Source organism: Promicromonospora umidemergens, from assembly GCF_024171995.1.
GTDB classification, from domain to species: domain Bacteria; phylum Actinomycetota; class Actinomycetes; order Actinomycetales; family Cellulomonadaceae; genus Promicromonospora; species Promicromonospora umidemergens.
Map to the genome: position 1 here is coordinate 1 of NZ_JAMTCT010000029.1, position 21,986 is coordinate 21,986.

General features: G+C 71.3%; 20 protein-coding genes. 10 read left to right on the plus strand and 10 right to left on the minus strand.

The genetic code is table 11. The features are described from left to right. A partial coding sequence (locus APR04_RS27240) for a hypothetical protein (RefSeq protein ID WP_253874911.1) occupies positions 1-403 on the minus strand: 403 nt, incomplete at its 3' end. Between the two features lie 262 nt (positions 404-665). Between APR04_RS27240 and APR04_RS27245 the strand changes: the two genes are divergently transcribed. Further along, positions 666-1,409, plus strand: coding sequence for a VOC family protein (locus APR04_RS27245; protein WP_253877002.1), 744 nt, complete (start codon positions 666-668; stop codon positions 1,407-1,409). 116 nt (positions 1,410-1,525) lie between these two features. On the opposite strand, the gene APR04_RS27250 is transcribed toward APR04_RS27245, so the two are convergent. After that, positions 1,526-2,005, minus strand: a complete 480-nt coding sequence (locus tag APR04_RS27250; RefSeq protein ID WP_253877139.1) for a tRNA (cytidine(34)-2'-O)-methyltransferase — start codon at positions 2,003-2,005, stop codon at positions 1,526-1,528. Between the two features lie 374 nt (positions 2,006-2,379). Between APR04_RS27250 and trpS the strand changes: the two genes are divergently transcribed. After that, a complete protein-coding gene (gene trpS, locus APR04_RS27255; protein ID WP_253877004.1) occupies positions 2,380-3,513 on the plus strand; it encodes a tryptophan--tRNA ligase in 1,134 nt (377 codons plus the stop codon). 94 nt (positions 3,514-3,607) lie between these two features. After that, positions 3,608-4,096 carry a hypothetical protein gene (locus APR04_RS27260; RefSeq protein WP_253877006.1) on the plus strand — a complete coding sequence of 163 codons (489 nt, stop codon included), beginning with the start codon at positions 3,608-3,610 and terminating at the stop codon, positions 4,094-4,096. A gap of 148 nt (positions 4,097-4,244) precedes the next feature. On the opposite strand, the gene APR04_RS27265 is transcribed toward APR04_RS27260, so the two are convergent. After that, on the minus strand, positions 4,245-6,179 hold the full coding sequence (locus APR04_RS27265) for a phosphoenolpyruvate carboxykinase (GTP) (RefSeq protein ID WP_372496179.1): 1,935 nt from the start codon (positions 6,177-6,179) through the stop codon (positions 4,245-4,247). 220 nt (positions 6,180-6,399) lie between these two features. Here APR04_RS27265 and APR04_RS27270 point away from each other — a divergent pair, with 220 nt between their 5' ends. Both APR04_RS27270 and APR04_RS27275 read left to right on the plus strand, forming a co-directional pair. Next, positions 6,400-7,887, plus strand: coding sequence for a helix-turn-helix domain-containing protein (locus APR04_RS27270; RefSeq protein WP_253877008.1), 1,488 nt, complete (start codon positions 6,400-6,402; stop codon positions 7,885-7,887). A 47-nt stretch (positions 7,888-7,934) separates the two neighbouring features. Next, positions 7,935-8,612 (plus strand): hypothetical protein, encoded by a 678-nt coding sequence (locus APR04_RS27275; protein ID WP_253877010.1) that lies wholly within the window; start codon positions 7,935-7,937, stop codon positions 8,610-8,612. Between the two features lie 107 nt (positions 8,613-8,719). Here APR04_RS27275 and APR04_RS27280 read toward each other — a convergent pair whose 3' ends face one another. Then, on the minus strand, positions 8,720-10,015 hold the full coding sequence (locus APR04_RS27280; RefSeq protein WP_253877012.1) for an alpha/beta fold hydrolase: 1,296 nt from the start codon (positions 10,013-10,015) through the stop codon (positions 8,720-8,722). Between the two features lie 129 nt (positions 10,016-10,144). On the opposite strand from APR04_RS27280, the gene APR04_RS27285 reads away from it, so the two are divergent. From APR04_RS27285 to APR04_RS27295, 3 genes are read left to right on the plus strand one after another with little or no spacing between them, the layout of a single operon-like run. Beyond that, positions 10,145-10,846, plus strand: coding sequence for a YqeB family protein (locus tag APR04_RS27285; protein WP_253877014.1), 702 nt, complete (start codon positions 10,145-10,147; stop codon positions 10,844-10,846). A 41-nt stretch (positions 10,847-10,887) separates the two neighbouring features. Continuing rightward, positions 10,888-11,658 carry a YqeB family protein gene (locus APR04_RS27290; RefSeq protein ID WP_253877016.1) on the plus strand — a complete coding sequence of 257 codons (771 nt, stop codon included), beginning with the start codon at positions 10,888-10,890 and terminating at the stop codon, positions 11,656-11,658. Further along, complete coding sequence (locus tag APR04_RS27295) at positions 11,642-12,235, plus strand: TetR/AcrR family transcriptional regulator (RefSeq protein WP_253877018.1); 594 nt, start codon at positions 11,642-11,644, stop codon at positions 12,233-12,235. The genes APR04_RS27290 and APR04_RS27295 overlap by 17 nt, the downstream gene beginning before the upstream one ends. 57 nt (positions 12,236-12,292) lie before the next feature. Here the strand turns inward: APR04_RS27295 and glpK are convergent, their stop codons facing one another. From glpK to APR04_RS27310, 3 genes are all read right to left on the minus strand, one after another. After that, positions 12,293-13,807: a glycerol kinase GlpK gene (gene glpK, locus APR04_RS27300; protein WP_253877028.1), complete on the minus strand. Its 1,515-nt coding sequence runs from the start codon at positions 13,805-13,807 to the stop codon at positions 12,293-12,295. 45 nt (positions 13,808-13,852) lie between these two features. Further along, entirely contained in the window at positions 13,853-14,584 is a 732-nt protein-coding gene (locus APR04_RS27305) for an MIP/aquaporin family protein (protein WP_253877030.1), read from the minus strand. A gap of 105 nt (positions 14,585-14,689) precedes the next feature. Next, positions 14,690-16,435, minus strand: a complete 1,746-nt coding sequence (locus APR04_RS27310) for a glycerol-3-phosphate dehydrogenase/oxidase (protein WP_253877032.1) — start codon at positions 16,433-16,435, stop codon at positions 14,690-14,692. 183 nt (positions 16,436-16,618) lie between these two features. On the opposite strand from APR04_RS27310, the gene APR04_RS27315 reads away from it, so the two are divergent. Further along, positions 16,619-17,152, plus strand: coding sequence for an amino-acid N-acetyltransferase (locus APR04_RS27315; protein ID WP_253877034.1), 534 nt, complete (start codon positions 16,619-16,621; stop codon positions 17,150-17,152). Positions 17,153-17,170: 18 nt separating this feature from the next. Here APR04_RS27315 and APR04_RS27320 read toward each other — a convergent pair whose 3' ends face one another. After that, a complete protein-coding gene (locus APR04_RS27320) occupies positions 17,171-18,067 on the minus strand; it encodes an iron-sulfur binding domain-containing protein (protein ID WP_253877036.1) in 897 nt (298 codons plus the stop codon). Positions 18,068-18,269: 202 nt separating this feature from the next. Here APR04_RS27320 and APR04_RS27325 point away from each other — a divergent pair, with 202 nt between their 5' ends. Beyond that, positions 18,270-19,073 (plus strand): hypothetical protein, encoded by an 804-nt coding sequence (locus tag APR04_RS27325; RefSeq protein ID WP_253877038.1) that lies wholly within the window; start codon positions 18,270-18,272, stop codon positions 19,071-19,073. A gap of 240 nt (positions 19,074-19,313) precedes the next feature. Here APR04_RS27325 and disA read toward each other — a convergent pair whose 3' ends face one another. Both disA and radA read right to left on the minus strand, forming a co-directional pair. Further along, a complete protein-coding gene (gene disA, locus APR04_RS27330) occupies positions 19,314-20,396 on the minus strand; it encodes a DNA integrity scanning diadenylate cyclase DisA (RefSeq protein WP_253877042.1) in 1,083 nt (360 codons plus the stop codon). Positions 20,397-20,459: 63 nt separating this feature from the next. Next, positions 20,460-21,893: a DNA repair protein RadA gene (radA, locus tag APR04_RS27335; RefSeq protein ID WP_253877049.1), complete on the minus strand. Its 1,434-nt coding sequence runs from the start codon at positions 21,891-21,893 to the stop codon at positions 20,460-20,462. Between the last annotated feature and the right edge of the window lie 93 nt (positions 21,894-21,986).

The following is a 21,986-nucleotide window of genomic DNA, read 5'->3' on the forward strand; positions in this document are numbered from 1 at the left end:
CACCCAGGGTCCCCGCGACCAGGCGCTCCCGCGTCACCGGCAACGCCGTGGCCAGGCGACGCGCCATCGTCATGTCCTTGCCCGCCGCCGCCGCCGAGATGCCCTCACGCACCCGCAACCACGACGTGAACGTGCGCGCCGTACCACCCGACCGCCACGAACCCTCAGCCTCGATCCGCGGCAACAAGACGTACCGCACCCCGTCCAACCGGCCCGTCAACCGACGGGCCCGGGTGTGCGCCTCGACCAAGCGGGCGACGGACGGCGCATCCCACCCGTCCAACACCTCCGGACCGGTCAGACCCGCCAGCTCACCCACCGCGTCCTCGATCCGCGCCAACGCCTCCTCGATCGACACCGCGGGAGGCAGACCACCAGTCGTGTCGTTCGTCGACTGCTCCACCAGTACCCACCCCCCATCTCCGTCGTCCGTTGACCCCATTATCTCGAACATACGTATGATATGCGCGCGCTATCCGGAATCTGTGGATAACCCTCCACGACAGCGAGATCCCCCTGAGGCCTGTTCCAGAAGTCCCCCAGGACAGGCGATCGCGGAGTGGTACGACTCGGGTGAGGTCGAGATGTGGGACGTGACTGTGGCCGACGGGATCTCCTGAACCACGCTTGACCTCAACCGGCATTGAGGTTGTTGGCTGTGCCGCATGGAGATCATGAGCGTCGACACGGTGACCCGGTCGACGGCGGAGACCGCTGCGTACTACGAGACCGTCCTCGGGCTCCCGGTGCGGAAAGAGATCGGTGCGGTTGAGGTTGCCGTCGGGCGGTCGGTCATCCGGTTCCGGGAGGACGCGGATTCCGTGGGGGACCAGCACTACGCCTTCCTCGTCGACGACGCGCGGTTCGAAGCTGCCCGGGACTTCCTCGCAGCGGGCCCTGGGCTGCTCGGCGACGGTGACCGCACCGAGTTCGAGGCGCAGCAGGCCTGGAACGCGCGGTCGCTCTACTTCCCCGGGCCGGACCGGTCGGTGCTGGAAGTCATCGCGCGCCGTGATCTCCCCTCAGCGCTGGGTGCCGGGCCCGTGCCGGGTGCGAAGGCCTCAAGCCCGCACGAGCCCGACACCCAGCTCGTCCCGTTCGGGCCCGGTGACCTGTTGTCAGTGAGTGAGGTGGGCATCGCGGTGCCCGACGTCGTCGGTACTGCCGACCGCCTTACCGAGACAGGGATCGGTCGCTACCCGGACGGTTCGGAGACGTTCTCTCCGGCCGGGCACATCGACGGCATGCTCATCCTGGTCAGCCAGGGGCGCACGTGGTTCCCGACGTCGGACCGCGTCGTGGGCGAACCGCCGGTCACGGTGATCGGGCAGGCAGGAGCAGCGAGTCCCGGCGTGGTCGCCGGGAGGTACGAGCTGGCCCCGGGCCGCGTGCTCGTCGTCCGACCGTAGCTCGCACGAGGGAAGCGGCAGACCTCAGGCCATCCGCATGATGGTGATCGCCCTGTTTTGATCATCTCGTTGTCACTTCTGCGAGGATCTCGACAGCACTCTTGCGATCGGCCACCTCACGCGCCCTCCGCGAACCCCGCCTGTCGCCACACCTCGTACACCGCGATCGACGCCGCGTTCGTCAGGTTGAGCGACCGCCGCCCGGGCAGCATCGGGATCCGCAGCTCGTCGGTGACGCGCGGGTGGGCGAGCGCCTCCGGCGGCAGCCCCGTGGGCTCCGGGCCGAACAGCAGCACGTCTCCCGGCTGGTACTCGACGTCGGTGAAGCGCGTGGTCGCACGGGTCGTGAACGCGAAGACGCGTGCTCCCGGCAGGGCGTCGAGCGCCGTGTCGAGCGACGGGTGCACGTCCATGACGGCGAGGTCGTGGTAGTCGAGGCCCGCACGCTTCAGCTTGGCCTCCGACAGGTCGAAGCCCAGCGGCTCCACCAGGTGCAGCCGGGCACCGGTGACCGCCGCGAGCCGGATCGCGGACCCGGTGTTACCGGGGATGCGGGGCTCGAAGTAGACGATGTGGGCGAGCGGGAACTCGGGCAGCGCGGAGGCGTCAGGCTGGTGCGGCACAGCCCCATTCTCCCTGCCCGACGTCGGGGCGCGTGACGCCACGGCGGTCGGCTTGTTCGCTTCCTCGATCTCGAACCGCAGCTGAAGGTCGGTGCGCTCGATCATGTCGCGCTGACCGTCGTAGGGACTTGCACCAGCAGCCACGGCCTCGAAGACCTCCTTGCTCGGCGTCGAAAGGACACATACTCTGAGCGCATGACGCACGGGCTCGACTGGTGGCGGCTGCACTCGCAGCCGTGACCTGACGCGCCCACCCGCACGGAAGTCCCGAGCTGCTCGCCGCAGCCCGGGACTTTTCTGTGCCCGACGCCGTCCGTGGGCAGCTCCCTGACCAAGGAGACACCCACATGTCCGTCACTATCGCACCCGAGGCGACCACACCGCCGTCGGCCACTCCCGGCGGGCCGGCCAGCACGACCCGCTCCGCCGCAGCGGCCCGCGAGCGAACCGCCGACCTGGAGCAGCTGATCGTCCAGAACCCGGGGGCGTACCGCGTCCTGACCGGGGACCGGCCCACGGGGGCGCTGCACCTGGGCCACCTGCTCGGCACCGTGGCCAATCGCGTGCGCCTGCAGAACCTCGGCGTCGAGATGTTCCTCATCGTCGCCGACTACCAGGTCATCACCGACCGGGACGACGCAGGGGACCTGCCCGCCACCGTTCGCGAGGTGCTGCTCGACTATCTCGCCGCAGGGATCGACCCCGAGTGCACCACGATCTTCACGCACTCGGCAGTCCCGGCCCTGAACCAGCTGCTGCTGCCCTTCCTGTCGCTGGTCACCGTCGCAGAGCTCGAGCGCAACCCCACGGTCAAGGCCGAGTCGGAGGCCGCGGCAGAGCGCGGCGGCCGGGGAACGAGCGGCCTGCTGTTCACCTACCCGGTGCATCAGGCAGCAGACATCCTGTTCTGTCACGGCAACCTCGTGCCGGTCGGCGAGGACCAGCTGCCGCACCTCGAGGCCACCCGGACCGTGGCCCGCCGGTTCAACCAGCGCTACTCAGCCGCGCAGCCGTACTTCCCCGAGCCGGATGCGCTCATCGCACAGTCCCCGACAATCCTGGGCAGCGACGGGGGCAAGATGTCGAAGTCACGCGGCAATGCGCTGGAGCTGCGCGCCACCGAGGACGAGACCGTTGCGTTCTTCCGGCGCGCGAAGACCGATGCCGACCGTGCGATCACGTACGAACCCGAGCGACGGCCCGAGATCGCCAACCTGCTCCAGATCGGTGCGTACTTCACCGGGACCTCGCCGCAGGCACTCGCCGACGAGGTGGGCTCGGCCGGCGCGGGGCGTCTCAAGACGCTGGTCACCGAGGCGGTCACGGAGGGCCTGCGCCCCCTCCGTGCCCGACGCCGGGAGCTCGCCGCCACCGGTTCTCGCCACCTCGCCGAGGTGCTCGCCCGCGGCAACGCCCATGCGAACGCGATAGCCGACCGCACCCTCGACGACGTCCGCGATCTCATGGGGATGCGGTACTGACCTGTCTGCCCGAGCCCGGGAGGGGTCCCTTCCGTTCATGGCTACGGTGTGCCGCGCGTGCGCTCGGCACGCGTGTCGACCGAAGGAGAGAGACATGATCACCGCACCTCGGAGAGCGACGAGCAAGCTGGCAATAGCATTGCTGGCGACGTTCTCCCTTACGCTGCCCGCCACCGCTGTCGCGGCTGTGCCCGCTGCCCCGGCGCCTGTCGCACCGGTGGTCGCCGCTGCGCCCTCCGCGCCGGTCTCCGCGTTGGCATCCGTGTGTCCGGGCAAGCGCATCGTGCACAAGCCGATCAAGCTGAACGGATACAAGATCGGCTGGCTGAACGTCTACTACAGCCGGAGCAAGGGCACCAAGTGCGGCGTGGTGATGCACGCGGGGGCGAGCTGGGGAAAGACCGCCTACACGCAGGTGCAGGTCTGGAACGCGTACTCGTCGTCCTTCTCGGGTGGCGACTATCGCTACCGGACAGGCAAGGCGTCGGTCGGCGGCGTCCGCGGTGAGTGCGTCTCGGCGCAGGGGCTCATGGACTGGCGCGGCAAGACCAGGACGGCCACCGTGCACGGGCTCTGCGGCTGATCCGACACCGCGGGCCGGCGCACCAGCCCGCGGACAAAGAAGTTCCCCGGCCGGGATGCCTCGATGACCCGGCCGGGGAAGTCTGCTCGGACGGCTGCCGGCACGACGGGTAGCCACCCGTTGCAGCCGCGCCGTCAGCCGTCCGAAGTCACTTGGCCAGACGCTCCCGCAGGGCGTCCAGCTGGGCGCGCAGCGCGGCCGGTGTGTGGTCGCCGAACCGCGCGAAGAACTCCTCGGTCAGCTCGGCCTCGGCCAGCCACGGCTCGGTGGGGACGTCGAAGAGCGCCGCCAGATCGGCGTCGGACACCTCGAGGCCGTCCAGGTTCAGCGTGCCCGGCGCGGGCAGGTTGCCCACCGGGGAGGCCACCGACGTGTCGGTGCGCAGGCCGCGGCCGGCCTCGACCTGACCGACGATCCACTCGATGACACGCGAGTTCTCGCCGAAGCCCGGCCACAGGAAGCTGCCGTCGTCGCCCTTGCGGAACCAGTTCACCTGGAAGATCTGCGGGCGCTTCGACTCCTCGATGCCCGCACCGACGTCGAGCCAGTGCGACCAGTGGTCGGCCATGTTGTAGCCGCAGAACGGGAGCATCGCGAAGGGGTCGCGGCGCAGCTCGCCGAGCGCGCCCTCTGCCGCTGCCGTGCGCTCCGACGAGATCGTCGCGCCCATGAACACGCCGTGCTCCCAGCCGAACGACTGCGCCACGAGCGGCACGTTGGTGGCGCGGCGTCCGCCGAAGACGATGGCGTCGACCGGCACGCCGGCCGGGTCCTCCCAGGTGTCCGCGATGGTCGGGCACTGGGCCGCCGAGACCGTGAAGCGGGAGTTCGGGTGGGCGGCGGGGCGCTCGTCGGCGTCGGCGGGCGTCCAGTCGTTGCCCTGCCAGTCGATGAGGTGCTCCGGCGCCTCGGGCGTCAGGCCCTCCCACCAGACGTCGCCGTCGTCCGTCAGGGCGACGTTGGTGAAGATGGTGTCGCGGTCGAACGTGGCAACGGCCGTCGGGTTCGTGTCGATGCCGGTACCCGGCGCCACGCCGAAGAAGCCCGCTTCTGGGTTGATGGCGCGCAGGGCGCCGTCGGGTCCCGGGCGCATCCACACGATGTCGTCGCCGAGGGTCTCGACCTTCCAGCCCGGGATGGTGGGCTGCAGCATCGCGAGGTTGGTCTTGCCGCAGGCGCTCGGGAAGGCGGCGGCAAGGTGGTACTGGCGCTGCTCGGGCGACGTGATGCGGATGAGCAGCATGTGCTCGGCGAGCCAGCCTTCGTCGCGCGCCATCGCCGAGGCGATCCGCAGCGCGAAGCACTTCTTGCCCAGCAGGGCGTTGCCGCCGTAGCCGGACCCGTACGACCAGATCTCGCGGCTCTCGGGGAAGTGCACGATGTACTTGGTGTCGTTGCAGGGCCAGGCGACGTCGGCAGCGCCATCAGCCAGCGGGGCGCCCACGGAGTGCACGGCAGGGACCCACGGCTGCCCCGCGTCGATCAGCTCGAGGATCTCGTCCGAGACGCGCGTCATGACGTGCATCGAGACGACGACGTACGGCGAGTCGGTGATCTCGATGCCGACCTGTGAGATCGGGCCGCCGACCGGGCCCATCGAGAACGGCACCACGTACATGGTGCGGCCCTTCATCGAGCCCTCGAAGACACCTTCCAGCTCGGTGCGCATCTCGGCGGGGGCCGCCCAGTTGTTCGTGGGACCGGCGTCCTCCTCGGCCTCCGAGCAGATGAAGGTGCGCGACTCGACACGCGCGACGTCGGCGGGATTGGAGCGGGCCAGGTACGAGCCGGGGCGCTTCTCCTGGTTGAGCTCGACGAGCGTGCCGGCGGCCAGCATCTGGTCGATGAGGCGCTGCTTCTCGTCGGCGGAACCATCGCACCAGACGATCTCGTCCGGCTGCGTGAGCTCGGCGACACCGGCCACCCAGGCCCGCACGCCGTGCTCTCCCGCGGACGCGGCCTGCGCGGTCGCCTCGGACGAGGTGGTGGAGCCCTGGCCGGCCGTCAGCTCGGAGACGAGCTCGGCGACGAGCCGGGTACGGCGGGGGTTCGCGAGGACGGACATGTGCGCTCCGATCGTCATGCGGCGAGCCACGGTGGCGGGCTTGTTTCCACTCTGGTACGTGGATCTTCCCGATTTCCAGCCCACGGGCTGTCAAGAAACGCGGATCTTCACGTAGTGTGAAGTAGCGGGTTCCTGTTGGCCGATCCCGGGTTTCCCGGCGTGACGGCCATCACACGAACGGCCGTCACACGAACGGCGATCACACGAACGGCGATCACACGAACGGACGGAGGGCGACGTGCCGAGCTCGAACGAGGCGACCTCGCGCGGCGAGACCGACCTGATCACCCTGGGCCGGCGCATCCGGCACCTGCGCACCACGCAGGGACTCACGCTCGACGGGCTCGGCGAGAAGGTGGGCTCCGCGCCGAGCCTCTTGTCGCTCGTGGAGAACGGGCGGCGCGAACCGCGCCTCGGCCTGCTGCGGTCCATCGCCGAGGCGCTCGGCGTGCCGATGAGCGAGCTGCTCAGCGCTGAGCCGCCGTCGCGCCGCGCGGCCCTGGAGATCGCGCTCGATCGGGCCCAGCGCGGACCGCTGTTCACCACCCTCGGGGTGCCCGCCGTCAAGCCCAGCCAGAAGCTGCCGATGCCCGTGCTGGAGCAGCTCGTCGGGTTGCACGAGGAGCTGGCCCGGCGCGAGCAGCTGGCCATCGCCACCCCGGAGGAGGCGCGGCGCGCCAACACCGAGCTGCGCCTGGAGCGGGAGGCCCGCGACAACCACTACCCGCAGTTCGAGGCGGTGGCGGAGCAGCTGGTCAGGGCCGCCGGGTACACGGGCGGCGCCCTGACCCACCGCACGGTGGCGCGGATGGCGGAGCAGATGGGCTTCACCCTGCTGCACGTTGACGACCTGCCGCGGTCCGCGCGCTCGGTGACCGACCTGCACAACGGCCGCATCTACCTGCCACCTGCGTCGACCCCTGGTGGACACGGGCTCCGGTCGCTCGCGCTGCAGGCGCTGGCGCACCGGGTGCTCGAGCACGACCGGCCGCGCTCCTACGGCGAGTTCCTGCGCCAGCGCGTCGAGATCACGTACTTCGCCGCCGCGTGCCTCGCGCCGCAGTTCGTGGCCGTGCCGTTCCTGGAGGCGCGCAAGCGGGAGCGTGACCTCGCGGTCGAGGACTTCCGCGACGCGTTCGGCATCACGCACGAGGCCGCCGCCATGCGGCTCACCAACCTCGCCACGCACCACCTGGGCATCCCGCTGCACTTTCTGCGGGTGGGGGCCGACGGTGCCCTCTTCCGCGGCTACGCGAACGACGGTCTGCCCTTCCCGCAGGACGTCACCGGCGCCATCGAGGGCCAGCTGATCTGCCGGCGGTGGGCGGCGCGCGAGGCCTTCGAGCGGCGCGACCGCGCCACCGAGTTCTACCAGTACACCGACACACCGGCCGGGACCTTCTGGTGCTCCACCCAGACGGGTTCCATGTCGCAGTCGGGCGGGCCGGACGGCGGGTCGGGTGCGTTCTCGATCACCGTCGGCGTGCCCTATGCCCATGCCAAGTGGTTCCGCGGGCGGGACTCGCAGGTGCGGCGCAGCTCCGGCTGCCCGGACCCGGCATGCTGCCAGCGCCCGGCGCCTGAGCTCACGGACCGCTGGTCGGGCGAGGCCTGGCCGTCCGGGCGCATGCACCAGCAGATCCTCGCGGCCCTCCCGCGCGGCGCCTTTCCCGGCGTGGACGACGCAGAGGTCTACGCGTTCCTGGACAAGCACGCGCCTGGGTAGACCCCGGCTGCTGCTGCTGCCTGTCGGACGGGTTAGCGTAGTCGACCGTGGCATCGAACCTGGCTTGTATCGGACTGGACGTCTGGCGACGTAGCGACTTTCGCGACATGGTGGCGGCGGCTCGCTCCGAGGCGGAGACCATCGCAAAGGACGGCGAGGTCGGCGTCCACGTCTGGACCGACGTGTCCGGTGCCCGGCTGATCATCACCACCGAGGGCGACCTGGTCCGAGCGGTCACGCCCACGTTCTACGCGGCGCCCGGCGCCGTCATCTCCGAGCCGCAGGCGGTCGACGGCGGGCTCGTGCTCGCAGAGCTCGTGAACGACCAGGACGAGGTCATCACCGAGATCGCCTGCCAGCTCGAGGAGCTCGCCCTGCTCGGTTCGGCGCCGCCGCCGGTCAGGGGCCCGGTGTCCGTCGTCGTGCTGGGCAACTCCACCCAGGTGACCGGGCGGGCCGACGGCGCAGCGCCCGGCCTGGTCTTCGAGCCCACCGGGGCCTACTCCCGGTCGACCGACGCCGTCGCGCACCTGACCGGCGTCGTGCTCGCGGTCGAGCGGCGCGCCGTCGGCCGTACCGGCCAGGCCTTCACCGCCGCCCGCGTGCAGACCGACGGCTTCCACGTCACCCTCTGCGTCCCGGCGGGCAAGCCGGAGCTGACCACGGGCGACGTCGTCGAGGTGGACGGCTACGTGGTCGTCTCGATCCCGGCGCTGCGCGCCTGAGGTTGCCCGTCGAAACCCTCCCCTTCGAGGCCTAAGCTTCTTCGCTTTGAGCCGCCTCAAAGCGAAGAAACTTAGGCCTCGAAGGGGATTACCCGGTCGCCGCCGAACTAGCGCAGCGGGCCACCGCGGGCGTCCAGGCGGTCCAGCAGCTTCGGCAGGACGTCGCCGAGACGCAGGCCGTCGTGCTCGAACTCGTTGGTGACCCACGGCGCGACGTTGCCCACGTGCATGGCCGTCTCCAGCGAGAGCGACGAGTCCACGAACATGTCGTCGAAGTACACAGTGGCCTCGACCGGGACCTCGTTCTCCGCGAGGCGGTGCAGGTCGTACAGGTCGCGCCAGTCCTGCCGCTCCGCCAGCGCGTCGGCGGCGGCCCGGAACGGGCGCAGGGCGTTGATCTCGGCGAACATCCAGGGGTAGATCATCTCGCCGGTCAGCAGCAGCGGCCGGGCGCTCTCGGCGAACGCGGGGTCGGCGTCGCGCACGGACTGGGCCGCCCACGCCGTCGGGCCGGTGTGGGACTGGGCGTAGATCGACTCGTGCAGCAGCGCGTACAGGGGGTTGGTCGCGAACGACGTCTCCGCTCCGACCGTGGCGAGGAGGGTGTCGCTCAGCGGGCCACCGTGCGGGGAGTCGAACGCCTCGTCGAGGATCCAGTGCACCCGCTCGAACCCCGGCTGCATGCCGAAGTCCATGCCGAGCGTCTGGAACCGGCGGGTGGTCAGGGTGTCGCCGCCCGGCTCGGTCACCTCGCCGGTCGAGAGCCGGTCGGCGATGCGGCCGAGCGTCTTCACCGCGTGCGGGTAGCGCGCCCTGAACTGCTCGTTCTTGGCGACCACACGCGGCTGGGTGCGCTCGTACACCTCCCGGGCCGACGCCGTCAGGCTGGGCAGGCCGCCGGTGACGAGGCTCGCGTTCAGGCCCTCCGGCGCGAACGACAGGTAGGTCATCGTGATGAACCCGCCGTACGACTGGCCCAGCGACGTCCAGCGCCGCCCGTCGAAGAGCGTCTTCCGGACGTGCTCCGCGTCGCGCACGATGTTGTCCGCGCGGAAGTGGCTGAGGTGCTCGGCCTGCTGCGCCGGCGTGCCGACGGCGTCGAGCGCGGCGGCGCGGACGGCGCTGGACCGCCCGGTGCCGCGCTGGTCCAGCAGCACCACGCGGAAGCGCTTCAGGGCGGTGCCCACCCAGCCCTCCGGGCCGGTCGGGCGCGGGCCCTTGCCGCCGGGGCCGCCCTGCAGGAACACCAGGAGCGGCAGATCCTCGGTCCGCCGCGCGGGATCCACGAGCTCGCGGGCGAACACGGAGATGGTGGGCGAGCCGTCGGGCTGGGACCAGTCCAGCGGGACGTCGACGGAATGGTCGGTGACGTGGACACCGGGAAGGGTGTAGCTGATGGGCACGGGGACGAGCCTATGGGGCCGAGTCGGTGTCTGTGCAGCGAGCCGACGCCACGAACCTCGCAGGCTGCTCACAAGGGTTCGGCTCGCCACTCGTTGCATTACTGGAGTCGCTGCTCTAATAATTGACCCATGACGACCACCGAGGTGCGCCAGCCACCCGCGCTACCCGTCCTGCTCGGCCTGGGCGTGCTCGCCCTCGGCGTCGTGCTGGGCTGGTTCGCGCCCGCGCTGGCCCGGGGCCTGGCCGGTCTGATCGAGGCGACGCCGCTGCCCGCACCTGGTCTGATCCGGCTGATCGAGACCCTCCCGCTGGAGTGGTCGCTCGGGATCCTCGGCGGGCTCGGCCTCCTGGGCGGAGGTTTCGTCGCCTTCATGACGGTGGGCGAGGCGCCGCGCCTCACCGTCGCGGACGACCACCTGGAGCACCGGCAGGAGGAGCGCGAGGTGTGGATCGAGCGGTCCGACGTCGGCGCCGCGTTCCAGGACGGGAGCGACCTCGTGCTCCTGCGGCCCGACGGCGGTCTGCGTGCCCGGCTCGACGTCGACACCCTGCCGGCCACAAAGGTCCTGGGCGCGCTGGAGCAGCACCGCTGGCCCTGGCGGGACGCCGACCCGCACGAGCAGCAGTTCGAGCGCTGGGTCGACGGCAGGCCCGGCTTCACGCCCGACGAGCACGCAGTGCTCCGCCGTCGGCTCGAGGAACGCAAGGATGCCGCCGCCCGTCGCAGGGCGGACGAGGACCTGGCCCCGCTGGGACTGGTGGCGCGGATCCGGGACGACCGGATCCAGGTGCGCCGGACCACGTCGGACCGCGACACGACGAGCCGGTAGAGCCCGTGGATCGCAGGCGCGGAAGTCTGGATAATCCAGCCATGGACACCACCACCCTGCGCCGACCACGCACTGCCCCCTTCGTCCTCGTCCTCGTGGGTGCGGTGATCGGGGCGCTGGCCGGCTGGCTCGGGCCGATCGCGGCCCGGATCACGGTCGACCAGGCCGCACGAGCCGGTCTGCGGGAAGAGACGGCGGACTCCGTGCTCGGCCCCGTCGTCGAGCTCGCCGCCATCCCCACAGAGCTGGCGGTACCGCTGCTCGGCTTCGCGGGGCTGATCGGCGGGGTGTTCCTCGCGGTCTCACGGGCGGCAGAGGCCCCGCGTGTCGAGGTCGCCGACGGCCATGTGGAGCACCGGCAGCGGCACGTGCCAGAGGTCCGGGTGGAGCGAGCTGAGGTCACAGCGGTGTTCAGGGACGGGAACGAGCTGGTGCTGCTGACCCGCGGTGCGCTGCACGCGCGCCTCGACGTCCGTACGTTGCCGCCTGCGCGGGTCCGTGAGGCGCTGACCCACCATGGCTGGCCGCTGTGTGACGCTGACCCGTTCGAGGCGGACTTCAGGCCGTGGGCCGACGGACAGGCGGGCTTCACCGAGGCCGAGAACGACCTGTTGCGGTACCGGTTCTCGGTGCGGAAGGACTCGGCCGTGTGCCGGGAGGCCGACGCGGGACTCACCGGTGCGGGTCTCGTGGCTCGGACCCGAAAGCGCCGGCTCGAGGCGCGGCGGGTCGGAGACGTCGCGAGGATCCGGAGCGGGTCGGGAGACCTGGCGACGTCGGCCGGCGAGGGAGCCCGTGGCACGGACCGTTGACCCCGTGCGCCACGAGGCGCGCCGGCTCGTCATCATCGACGCGGCCCTGACCGTCTTCGCCGAACGCGGGTACGACGGCGCCACAACCGCCGAGATCTGCCGGCGGGCGGGCATCGGCTCGGGCACGTTCTTCCACTACTTCCCGACCAAGCTCGCGCTGCTGCTCGCGATCCTGGCGCTCGGCACCGCAGAGGTACGCGACGCCGCCGCGGTCTACTCGGACCGGACCGACCCGCTCGGTGTGCTCCTCGACATCGTCAGGCAGGGCGCCGACGACGCGGCAGACCCCCGGATGCCGGGCTTCGTGCGCGCGGTGGGCGGCGTCATGCACCTGCCAGAGGTCGCCGCCGCCCTCGACGCGGACACCCAGGCGCAGCGCGACCTGCTCCTGCCCTGGGTGGAGAGGGCCCAGCGGGCGGGAGAGACCAGGACCGACCTCACCCCGGAACAGATCACCTCGTGGCTCTACCTGCTGACCGACGGCTTCCTTGGCCGCACAGCGGTCGAGGAGAGCTTCACGGCGCGGGGCGAGAAGGCGACGCTCGTCGACACGGCGAGCCGCTTCCTGGCACCGTAACCGGACCTGCCCACCCACCGAGGACTGGTGGGTGGGCCCTCCGCTGACCCGGCCAGGTCAGCCGATGTCCGCGTCCACCCAGTCGAACGTCTTCGTCACGGCCTTCTTCCAGCTCCGGTACAGGCGCTCCCGCTCGTCCTGCTCCATCGCGGGCTCCCACCGGCGGTCCTCCGCCCAGTTCGCGGTGACGTCGGACTCGCCCTTCCAGAAGCCGACGGCGATACCTGCCGCGTACGCGGCGCCGAGCGCCGTGGTCTCCGCGACGACCGGCCGGACGACGGGCACCCCGAGCTGGTCGGCCTGGAACTGCATGAGCAGCTCGTTGGCGATCATGCCGCCGTCGACCTTGAGCTCGGTCAGCTCGACGCCGGAGTCGGCTCGCATGGCGTCCATGACCTCTCGGGTCTGGTACGCCGTGGCCTCGAGCGCGGCTCGCGCGATGTGGTTCCGGTTGACGTACCGGGTCAGGCCGACGAGCGCGCCGCGTGCGTCGGGCCGCCAGTACGGTGCGAACAGGCCCGAGAAGGCGGGGACGAAGTAGGCACCGCCGTTGTCCTCGACCTTGCGGGCGAGCCACTCGACGTCGGGCGCGTCGTGGAACAGGCCCAGGTTGTCGCGGAGCCACTGGACCAGGGACCCCGTGACAGCGATGGAGCCCTCGAGCGCGTAGATGGGGGCCGCGTCGCCGATCTTGTAGCAGACCGTGGTGAGCAGGCCGTTCTCGGACGGCACCTTCTCCGTGCCCGTGTTGAGCAGCATGAAGTTACCGGTGCCGTACGTGTTCTTCGCGGTGCCGACCTCGAAGCACGCCTGACCGAACGTGGCGGCCTGCTGGTCGCCGAGGATGCCCGCGATGGGCACGCCGGGAACCATGCCCCGGGGGCGGCCCTTGCCGTACACCTCGGAGGAGGAGCGGATCTCCGGGAGCATCGACAGCGGGATGCCCATGTCCGCGGCGATGTCCTCGCGCCAGGACAGCGTGTCGAGGTCCATCAGCATGGTGCGGGAGGCGTTCGTGACGTCGGTGACGTGCACGCCGCCGTCGACCCCGCCGGTCATGTTCCACAGGAGCCAGGCGTCGGTGTTGCCGAACAGCAGGTCGCCCCGCTCGGCCGCCTCGCGCGCACCCTCGACGTTGTCCAGGATCCACTTCACCTTCGGGCCGGAGAAGTAGGTGGCGAGCGGCAGGCCCACGATCGCCTTGTACTTGTCCGGGCCCTCGGACCCGCCGAGCTCCTCGACGATGGCCTGGGTGCGCGTGTCCTGCCACACGATCGCGTTGTAGACCGGCTTGCCGGTCGTCTTGTCCCACACGACGGTGGTCTCGCGCTGGTTGGTGATGCCCACGGCCGCGAGGTCGCTGTGGTTGATGTTCGCCCTGGTCAGCGCGAGCCCGACCACCTGGCGGGTGTTGTCCCAGATCTGGTCCGGCTTGTGCTCCACCCACCCGGCCTTCGGGAAGATCTGGTCGTGCTCGATCTGGCCGCTGGACACGACGGTCCCGGCGTGGTCGAAGATGATCGCCCGAGAGCTCGTCGTGCCCTGGTCGATCGCGAGTACGTAGTCAGCCATCGCTGTTGACTCCCTTGTCTGTGTCCGTGTCGAAGTCCGTGTGGATCAGAAGACCGCCGCAGCCAGCAGGCCTCCGATCGCACCACCCACCAGCGGCCCGAGGACCGGCACCCAGGAGTACGCCCAGTCGCTGGAGCCCTTGCCGGGGATGGGCAGGATGAAGTGCGCGATGCGCGGTCCGAAGTCACGCGCCGGGTTGATGGCGTATCCCGTGGGGCCACCGAGGCTCGCGCCGATGCCGACCACGAGGAGGGCTGCGGCCAGCGGCCCGAGGTCGCCCGGCCAGTTGCCGAACGACAGGATCACGAAGACCAGCATGAACGTGGCGATGACCTCGGTGACGAAGTTCCACGTGTACGAGCGGATCTCGGGGCCGGTGGAGAAGACGCCGAGCTTGACGGCCGGCTCGGCGTCCTCGTCGAAGTGCTTCTTGTGCGCGAGGTAGGCGAGGACGGCGCCCACGAAGGCACCGGCGAGCTGGGCCACCCAGTACAAGAGCATGTTGCCGAAGGTGGCCGGGACCCCTTCCGCGAACTCCTCTGCCCCGTTGGTCAGGATGCCGAGCGTCACGGCGGGGTTGATGTGCCCGCCGGACCTGAAGGCGACGAACACGCCGGCGAAGACCGCGAGGCCCCAGCCGAAGTTGATGAGCAGCCAGCCGCCGTTGAAGCCCTTGGTCCTGGGCAGGATGGCGTTGGCCACCACGCCGGCACCACCGAGGATGAGGATCATTGTGCCGAGGAACTCCGGCAACATGATGTCTGTGAATGCGTTCATCGCTGACTCGCTCTCTGCCGACCACACTGTCGGCGTACGGGGGTGTACCCGGCGGCTCTCTGGGGGGAGCCCGTCGGCAGTTCGGTGCTTACGTCCTTTGCTTCCTTAGTTTCGGAGCGGCTGCATGGCCGCGACGTCCGGGGTGGTCAGGCGCGACCGTTCGGCGGCCTCGTCGTCGGGAGCCTCTTCCGCCTGGCGTTCGGCCTCTATCCGCGCCTGCCAGGCGCGGACCTCGCGCTCGGTGTCGGACGCGTCCCAGCCGAGCAGCGGGCCGACGACGGAGGCGACCTCCTCGGCCGCCTCGGTGCCTCGGTCCGCGATCTCGTAGACGAGCCGTGTGCGGTGCGCGAGCACGTCCTCGAGATGGAGGGCGCCCTCGTGGCTCACGGCATAGTGCGCCTCGGCGCGAAGGTAGGCGGTGGCGTGCTCGAGGGGCCGTGCGAGCGAGGGGTCGGCGTCGCACAGCTCGACGATCTCGGCGAGGTTCGCGCCGTACCGGTGCAGCAGGTGGTCGAGCAGCGGGGGAGTCCAGCCGAACCGCTTGCCCCACGTGCGCGCCTGACGCTGCACGGCCCGCAGCCCGACGGCGCCCGTGAGCGGGATCTGGTGCGTGATCGAGGGCAGCGCGGCGGAGCGCTGCCCGATCGCGAAGTCGACGGCGTCCTTGGCCATGATCCGGTAGGTCGTCAGCTTGCCGCCCGCGATCACGGTGAGGCCAGGCGTCGGCGAGGCGACGGTGTGCTCGCGGCTGACCTTCGCGCTGCTCGTGCCGGCCTTGGTGCCCGGCTGGAGCAGCGGGCGCAGGCCCGCGTAGGTGCCGATGATGTCTTCCCGGGTCAGGGGGTGTGCCAGCACGGCGTTGGCGTGGTCGAGCACATAGTCGATGTCGGCGCTCGTGGCGACCGGGTGGGTCGGGTCGAGGTCCCACGGTGTGTCGGTGGTCCCGATGATCCAGTACCTGCTCCACGGGATCACGAACAGCACGGACTTCTCCGTCTGCAGGATCAGTCCGGCATGGCCACGGATGCGTTCCCGCGGGACGACGAGGTGGACGCCCTTGCTGGCGAGCACGCGCAGCCCGCCCTCCGAGCCCGCGAGGGCCTCGGTGTCCTCTGTCCACACGCCGGTCGCGTTGATGACCGAGCGGGCCCGGACGGTGATCTCCTTGCCGGTCTCCAGGTCCACGATCACCGCGCCGTTCACTGCGCCCGTCGCACCCTGCGTCAGGCCCACCACCTGGGTACGGCTCGCGGCGTGCGCCCCGTAGCTCGCGGCGGTGCGGATGACCGTGGCCACCAGCCGGGCGTCGTCGACCGACGCGTCCCAGTACTGCACGGCGCCGACGGCGGCGTCGTGCGCCAGGTCCGGGAACTTGGCCTCCATCTGCTTCTTGCTCAGGTGCCGGTGGAGCGGCAGTGGCCGGCGGCCCGGCGTGAGCGTCGCGAGCACGTCGTACATGGCGATGCCGGCGCCCACGTAGGCACGCTCCCAGACCCGGTGCTCCAGCGGGTACAGGAACGGGACCGGTCGCACCAGGTGCGGTGCGAGGTCCCGGAGCAGGAGGTCGCGTTCGGTGAGGGCCTCGTGGACCAGCTCGAAGTCCAGCATCTGCAGGTAGCGCAGCCCGCCGTGGACCAGCTTGCTGCTCCGGCTGGAGGTGCCTTGCGCCCAGTCCTGTGCCTCGACGACGGCGGTCGACAACCCGCGGGTCACCGCGTCCAGCGCTATGCCGGCCCCGGTGATCCCGCCCCCGATCACCAGCACGTCGAGCTCGGCCGATGGACTGACACTGGCTTCGAGCGCGGCCAGTGCTTGCGTCCGCGCGTCTGCGGTCAGGCGTGTGGATGCCATGCGCCCAACTCACCACGCATTCCGTCACTTGGCAAGACCTTTGCCCTGTTAGCCAGGGTGTGTCGGTAGGTTCTCTTGCTCACATTCCGGTTCGCCGTACGCTTCGTCCGGCGCAACCGCCTGATATGCCCGTCTGGTGCGCCCACCGGGCGCAGCGCGAGGGCTCGGCCGTAGTGTGTCGCCGTGACGACACCCGAGGCGCCGGCCGCGCCCGTGATCCGCCCAGCGCTCCCGGCCGACGTGCGCACTATCCGTGACCTCGTCGAGCCGCTCAGCCAGGAGCGGATCCTCCGACCGTACGAGATGGTCGGCTATTTCGAGGCGGTCCAGGAGTTCCTGGTGGCCACCGACCGGGCGGCGGCGACGGGCGACGCCGTCGTCGGCTGCGGGGCGCTCCATGTGATGTGGGACGACCTCGCCGAGGTGCGCACGCTGGCCGTGCACCGCGACTGGCGCGGCCGCCGGGTGGGGCACGCTCTCCTCGAGGCGCTGATCGAGCGAGCCGGCGCCCTCGGGCTGCGCCGCGTTTTCTGCCTGACCTTCGAGGTCGACTTCTTCGCCGCCCACGGGTTCCGCGAGATCGACGGCACGCCCGTCACCCACGAGGTGTACGCGGAGCTGCTGCGCTCCTACGACGAGGGCGTGGCCGAGTTCCTCGACCTGGCGCGGGTGAAGCCCAACACCCTTGGCAACTCGCGGATGCTGCTGGAGCTCTGACCCACGCCCACGACCGAGCTATCTCGGGAGGTGGAGGCGGCTTGCTTCGTCCTGCTCGGCCAGGCCGTCCTCGACCAGGCCGGCGATCGCGCGGTCCAGCTGCCGCGGGTCGTGCCACAGGGACGTGAGCAGGGCGCGGTCCACCGGCTCGTCCGCCTGGCGGAGCTCCGCCATGACCCGGCCGCGCGCCTGCCGGTCGGTGCCTGCCCAGGCCTGCGTGCGGCGTCGTTCGGCGTGGGCGTCCGGCGGCGAGCCCGCCTGGCGCCACGCGCACAGCGCGGCCACCGGGCACGCGCCGCACTTCGGGGCCTTCGCCGTGCAGACCAGCGCGCCCAGCTCCATCGACGCGGCGGCCCAGCGGGCGGCGTCGGTGTCGCCGTCGGGCGCGAGGGCCGTGGCAAGGGCACGTTCCGCAGCGGTGTACGACGGCGCGGGAAGGGCCGCCCCGCCGACCGCGCGCGCCAGCACCCGGCGCACGTTGGTGTCGACCACCACTGATCGCTTGCCGTAGGCGAACGCCAGCACCGCCGCCGCCGTGTACTCACCCACGCCGGGCAGGTCACGCAGCTCGGCCTCGGTGCCGGGCACCACGCCGCCGTGCCGTTCGACGACCACCCGGGCGCACTCCTGCAGCCGCAGCGCACGGCGCGGGTACCCGAGCCGGCCCCAGGCCCGGAGGACGTCGGCGGTCGCCGCGTGCGCCAGGTCAGCGGGGGTCGGCCACTGCTCCAGCCATGCGCGCCAGGCGGGCTCCACGCGGACCACCGGTGTCTGCTGCAGCATGACCTCGCTGACGAGCACGCCCCAGGGGGTCCGGTCCGGTGCACGCCAGGGCAGGTCGCGTGCGGCGCCGTCGAACCAGTGCACGACGCCGGAGCGTACCGCCGTGCGTCGTGTCGCTTCCCGTGCTGTCACGGGGACTCATCCTGCCCCACGATCGCCGCTCGGCCGAAGCGGACCGAGTGGCGGGTGGGGCTCGCGGACCCCGTGAAGTAGGACACTTGACCGAGTCGGCGGCGCGGCTGTCACCACGGCGGTGCGGAGCGTCGTATTTTGGTGCCGCGCGGTGTTACCGCACGTGGGACCGTGTCCAGGAGTCCAGCAGGGGGTTCAGCAGGTGGTCAGTGCGCCGGAGGAGGCCGAACGGCCCCAGGACCACGACGCGGAGCGGGCGTCCGCCGGCCGGCGACGGCTCGGGCGTGTGGCCGTGGTGCTGGCCGTCCTGGCGTTCGGCGGCGTCGGGGTAGCCCTGACGTGGCCCGAGACCGACGCGCCGATCGTGTCGGACAAGGCGAACCCGCCGAACCCCGTGGACCCGAACGCCGCCGCGGCGCCGTGCGAGCCCGGCGACCTCGATGTCGGGCTGGCGGCGGACCGGCTGACGGTCACCCCCGGCGTCCCGGTCGGGTTCACGGTGTCGCTCCGGAACGAGGGGCCGGTGCAGTGCCTGGTCGAGGCGCCGGCGCACGGCCTCGCCGTGACCGTGTACCAGGGCGAGGTGGGTGAGCCGACGGCGGAGCGGGTCTGGTCGTCGGCGGACTGCGCCGACCAGGAGGAGGAGCGGCTGCTGCTGCTCGGGCCGGACGACGTCGACACCACGGACGTGAGCTGGTCCGACTCCCGGTCCGTGCCCGGTTGCGAGGCGGGCCAGCCCAGGCTGACCGCCGGCGAGTACACCGCACAGGTCACGCTCGCCGATATCGAGGGGGTGTCCAGCGACGTGGTGCGCATGACGTACACGGTGCCGGAGCCGAGCGGGTCGCCGTCGCCGTCAGGGAGCCCGTCCGGGGACTCGTCCGCGAGCCCGTCGGCGGACGCGTCGGACGACGCTGAGGCATCGGCGGAGCCGGACGGGACGGACGGGACGGACGGGACGGACGCGGCGAACGAGCCGAGTGGCGACTCCGACAAGAAGCCCTGACGCCGCTGCCGGCCGGCGCCAATGCGCGAGTGCAGATTTGGTTGCGATCGCAGATGCCGACTGCAGACTTTGTCGCGGTGAGGGGCACTCAAACCGCAATCAAGTCTGCACTCGTCGGCCGGGGGCGCGATCAAGTCTGCACTCGCCGGTCCGGTCCGGTCCGGTCCGGTCCGGTGCGGACCGGACCGGTGTGTTCCGGGCAGCAGTCCGCGTCAGGCGTGCTCCGTCAGAGGTATCGCGTCAGACGTACCGCTCGAGGATGCTGGACTCGGCCAGCCGGGACAGGCCCTCGCGGATGGTCCGGGCGCGCTGTTCGCCGACGCCGTCGACCGACATCAGGTCGTCCACGCTTGCGGCGAGGAGCTTCTGCAGGCTGCTGAAGTGCCCGACGAGCTGCTCGATGGTGGTGTTCGGCAGGCGCGGCACCTTGGACAGGAGCCGGTAGCCGTGCGGCGCGACGGCGGCGTCGAGCGCGTCCCCGCCGCCGGGCAGGTCGAGGATCCTGCCGATCTGGCTCATGTCGAGGAGCTCCTGCGACGTGAGCGCGGAGAGCTCGGCCTGCACGTCGGCGAGCGTGCGGTCCTTGCGGCCCAGCACGTAGTCGCGGATCACGAACTCGCGGTCCGAGCCGACGTCGCCGATCAGCTCGTCGAGCTGGAGCGCCAGCAGGCGGCCGTCCACGCCGAGCTCGATCACGTAGCCCGCGATCTCGTCGGAGATGCGGCCGACCATCTCGAGGCGCTGGACCACCGAGCACACGTCACGCACCGTGACCAGGTCCTCGATCTCCAGTGCGGACAGCGTGCCGGACACCTCGTCGAGGCGGGCGCGGTAGCGCTCGAGCGTCGCGAGGGCCTGGTTGGCCCGGCCGAGGATCGTGTCCGAGTCCTCCAGCACGTGCCGCTGCCCACCCACGTAGAGCGCGACGATCCGCATGGACTGGCTCACGGAGATGATGGGGAAGCCGGACTGCTTGGCGACCCGCTCGGCAGTGCGGTGGCGGGTGCCGGACTCGGTGGTCTCGATGGTCGGGTCGGGCAGCAGCTGCACCGCGGCCTTGCGGATGCGGGTAGCGGCCCGGTCCAGCACCACCGCGCCGTCCATCTTGGACAGCTCGCGCAGCCGGGTGGCCGAGAAGTCGACGTCGAGCGAGAACCCGCCGGAGCAGATCTGTTCCACCGTCGGGTCGAGCCCGAGCACGATGAGCGCGCCGGTACGGCCGCGCAGGATGCGCTCGAGTCCGTCGCGGAGTTCGGTCCCGGGCGCGACGGCGGCCAGGGTCTCCCGGAGCAGCTCGTCAGGGTGCGAGGAGGTGGTGGCCACGAAGAAATCCTACGCTGCGCGCAGGCTCACAAGCAGTTCGTTTCGCGGACCGGTCAATCACGGTCAATCACGGTCCGTCTCGCTTCCGGTCTCGCTGCCTGCGGACTGCGCCCACTCCACGGCGTCGCGGATGTGGGCGGCCTCCACCAGCCGGAGCCCCTCGGGCGCCTTGACGCCGGTCCCGTGCGGCACGACGGCGTGCGCGAAGCCCAGGCGCGCCGCCTCGCCAAGGCGGCGATCCAGCCCGGCGACCGGGCGCAGGTCGCCGGCCAGGCCAACCTCGCCGACGGCGACCGTGGCCCCGGGCAAGGGCCTGCCCGTTCGCGCGGAGACGAGCGCCAGCGCGGCCGCGAGGTCCGAGGCCGGTTCGGTGATCCGGGCACCGCCGACGGTCGAGGCGTAGACGTCCTGGTCGGCGAGCCGTAGCCCGCCGTGCCGCTGCAGCACGGCCAGGATCATGGCGAGCCGGCTGGAGTCGACGCCGCTGGTCGCACGCCGCGGGTTGTTCAGCGGGCTGGGGGCGACGAGGCCCTGCACCTCGACGGCGAGCGGCCGCCGTCCCTCCAGGGTCACCGTGATGCACGACCCCGCGACGCCCGAGCCGGCGTGCGAGAGGAACAGGCCGGACGGGTCCGGCAGCCCGACGATCCCGTCCTCCGACAGGTCGAAGCAGCCCACCTCGTCCGTCGGTCCGTACCGGTTCTTCACCGCTCGGATCATGCGCAGGCGAGAGTGTCGGTCGCCCTCGAACTGGCAGACCACGTCCACCAGGTGCTCGAGCGTGCGCGGGCCGGCGACGGAGCCGTCCTTGGTCACGTGCCCCACGAGGATCGTGGGGATCTGCCGTTCCTTGGCCACGGCGATCAGCGCCCCGGCGACCTCCCGGACCTGCGACACGCCGCCCGGGGCGCCGTCGACCTGAGCGGACGCGATGGTCTGCACCGAGTCCACGATGAGCATGTCCGGCTGGTTCGCCTCCAGATGACCGAGCACCGTTCCCAGGTCGGTCTCCGCGGCGAGCAGCAGGGTCGGCGACAGTGCGCCGATCCGCTCGGCACGCAGCCGCACCTGCCCAGCGGACTCCTCGCCGGTCACGTACAGCACGGTGCGGGGTGACTCGAACCCGTCGGGCCCCAGCGCGCCGTCGGCCACGTTGCTGGCGACGTCGAGCAGCAGGGTCGACTTGCCGACGCCCGGCTCGCCCGCGAGCAGGATCACGGCGCCGGGCACGAGCCCGCCGCCGAGCACCCGGTCGAACTCACCGACGCCGGTCGGGTTGGCGCGCGCCGACTCGACGTCGATGTCCCCGATGGGCCGAGCGGGCTCACGCGCGGGAGACACGGTGGCCGTGCGGGGGCCGCCCGCCGCAGGCCCGTCCTCGGACACGGTGCCCCACGCCTGGCACTCCCCGCAGCGGCCGACCCACTTGACGGTGGTCCAGCCGCACTCGGCACAGCGGTAAGCGGGCCGAGCCCGCTTGGAGGTCGAAGAGGTCACGTGCGCCACCGTACGTGCCACCACCCACACGGGCGGGGTACCTTGCGTCCATGCTGGTCTCCGACGGGAACCGGGTGAGCCGCGAAGCATCGC

Excerpts from the sequence above, each read along its gene's own strand:
- APR04_RS27245 (WP_253877002.1), top strand. The coding sequence starts at position 666 with ATGGAGATCATGAGCGTCGACACGGTGACCCGGTCGACGGCGGAGACC.
- trpS (WP_253877004.1), top strand. The coding sequence starts at position 2,380 with ATGTCCGTCACTATCGCACCCGAGGCGACCACACCGCCGTCGGCCACT.
- APR04_RS27260 (WP_253877006.1), top strand. The coding sequence starts at position 3,608 with ATGATCACCGCACCTCGGAGAGCGACGAGCAAGCTGGCAATAGCATTG.
- APR04_RS27265 (WP_372496179.1), bottom strand. The coding sequence starts at position 6,179 with ATGACGATCGGAGCGCACATGTCCGTCCTCGCGAACCCCCGCCGTACC.
- APR04_RS27285 (WP_253877014.1), top strand. The coding sequence starts at position 10,145 with ATGACGACCACCGAGGTGCGCCAGCCACCCGCGCTACCCGTCCTGCTC.
- APR04_RS27290 (WP_253877016.1), top strand. The coding sequence starts at position 10,888 with ATGGACACCACCACCCTGCGCCGACCACGCACTGCCCCCTTCGTCCTC.
- glpK (WP_253877028.1), bottom strand. The coding sequence starts at position 13,807 with ATGGCTGACTACGTACTCGCGATCGACCAGGGCACGACGAGCTCTCGG.
- APR04_RS27305 (WP_253877030.1), bottom strand. The coding sequence starts at position 14,584 with ATGAACGCATTCACAGACATCATGTTGCCGGAGTTCCTCGGCACAATG.
- APR04_RS27310 (WP_253877032.1), bottom strand. The coding sequence starts at position 16,435 with ATGGCATCCACACGCCTGACCGCAGACGCGCGGACGCAAGCACTGGCC.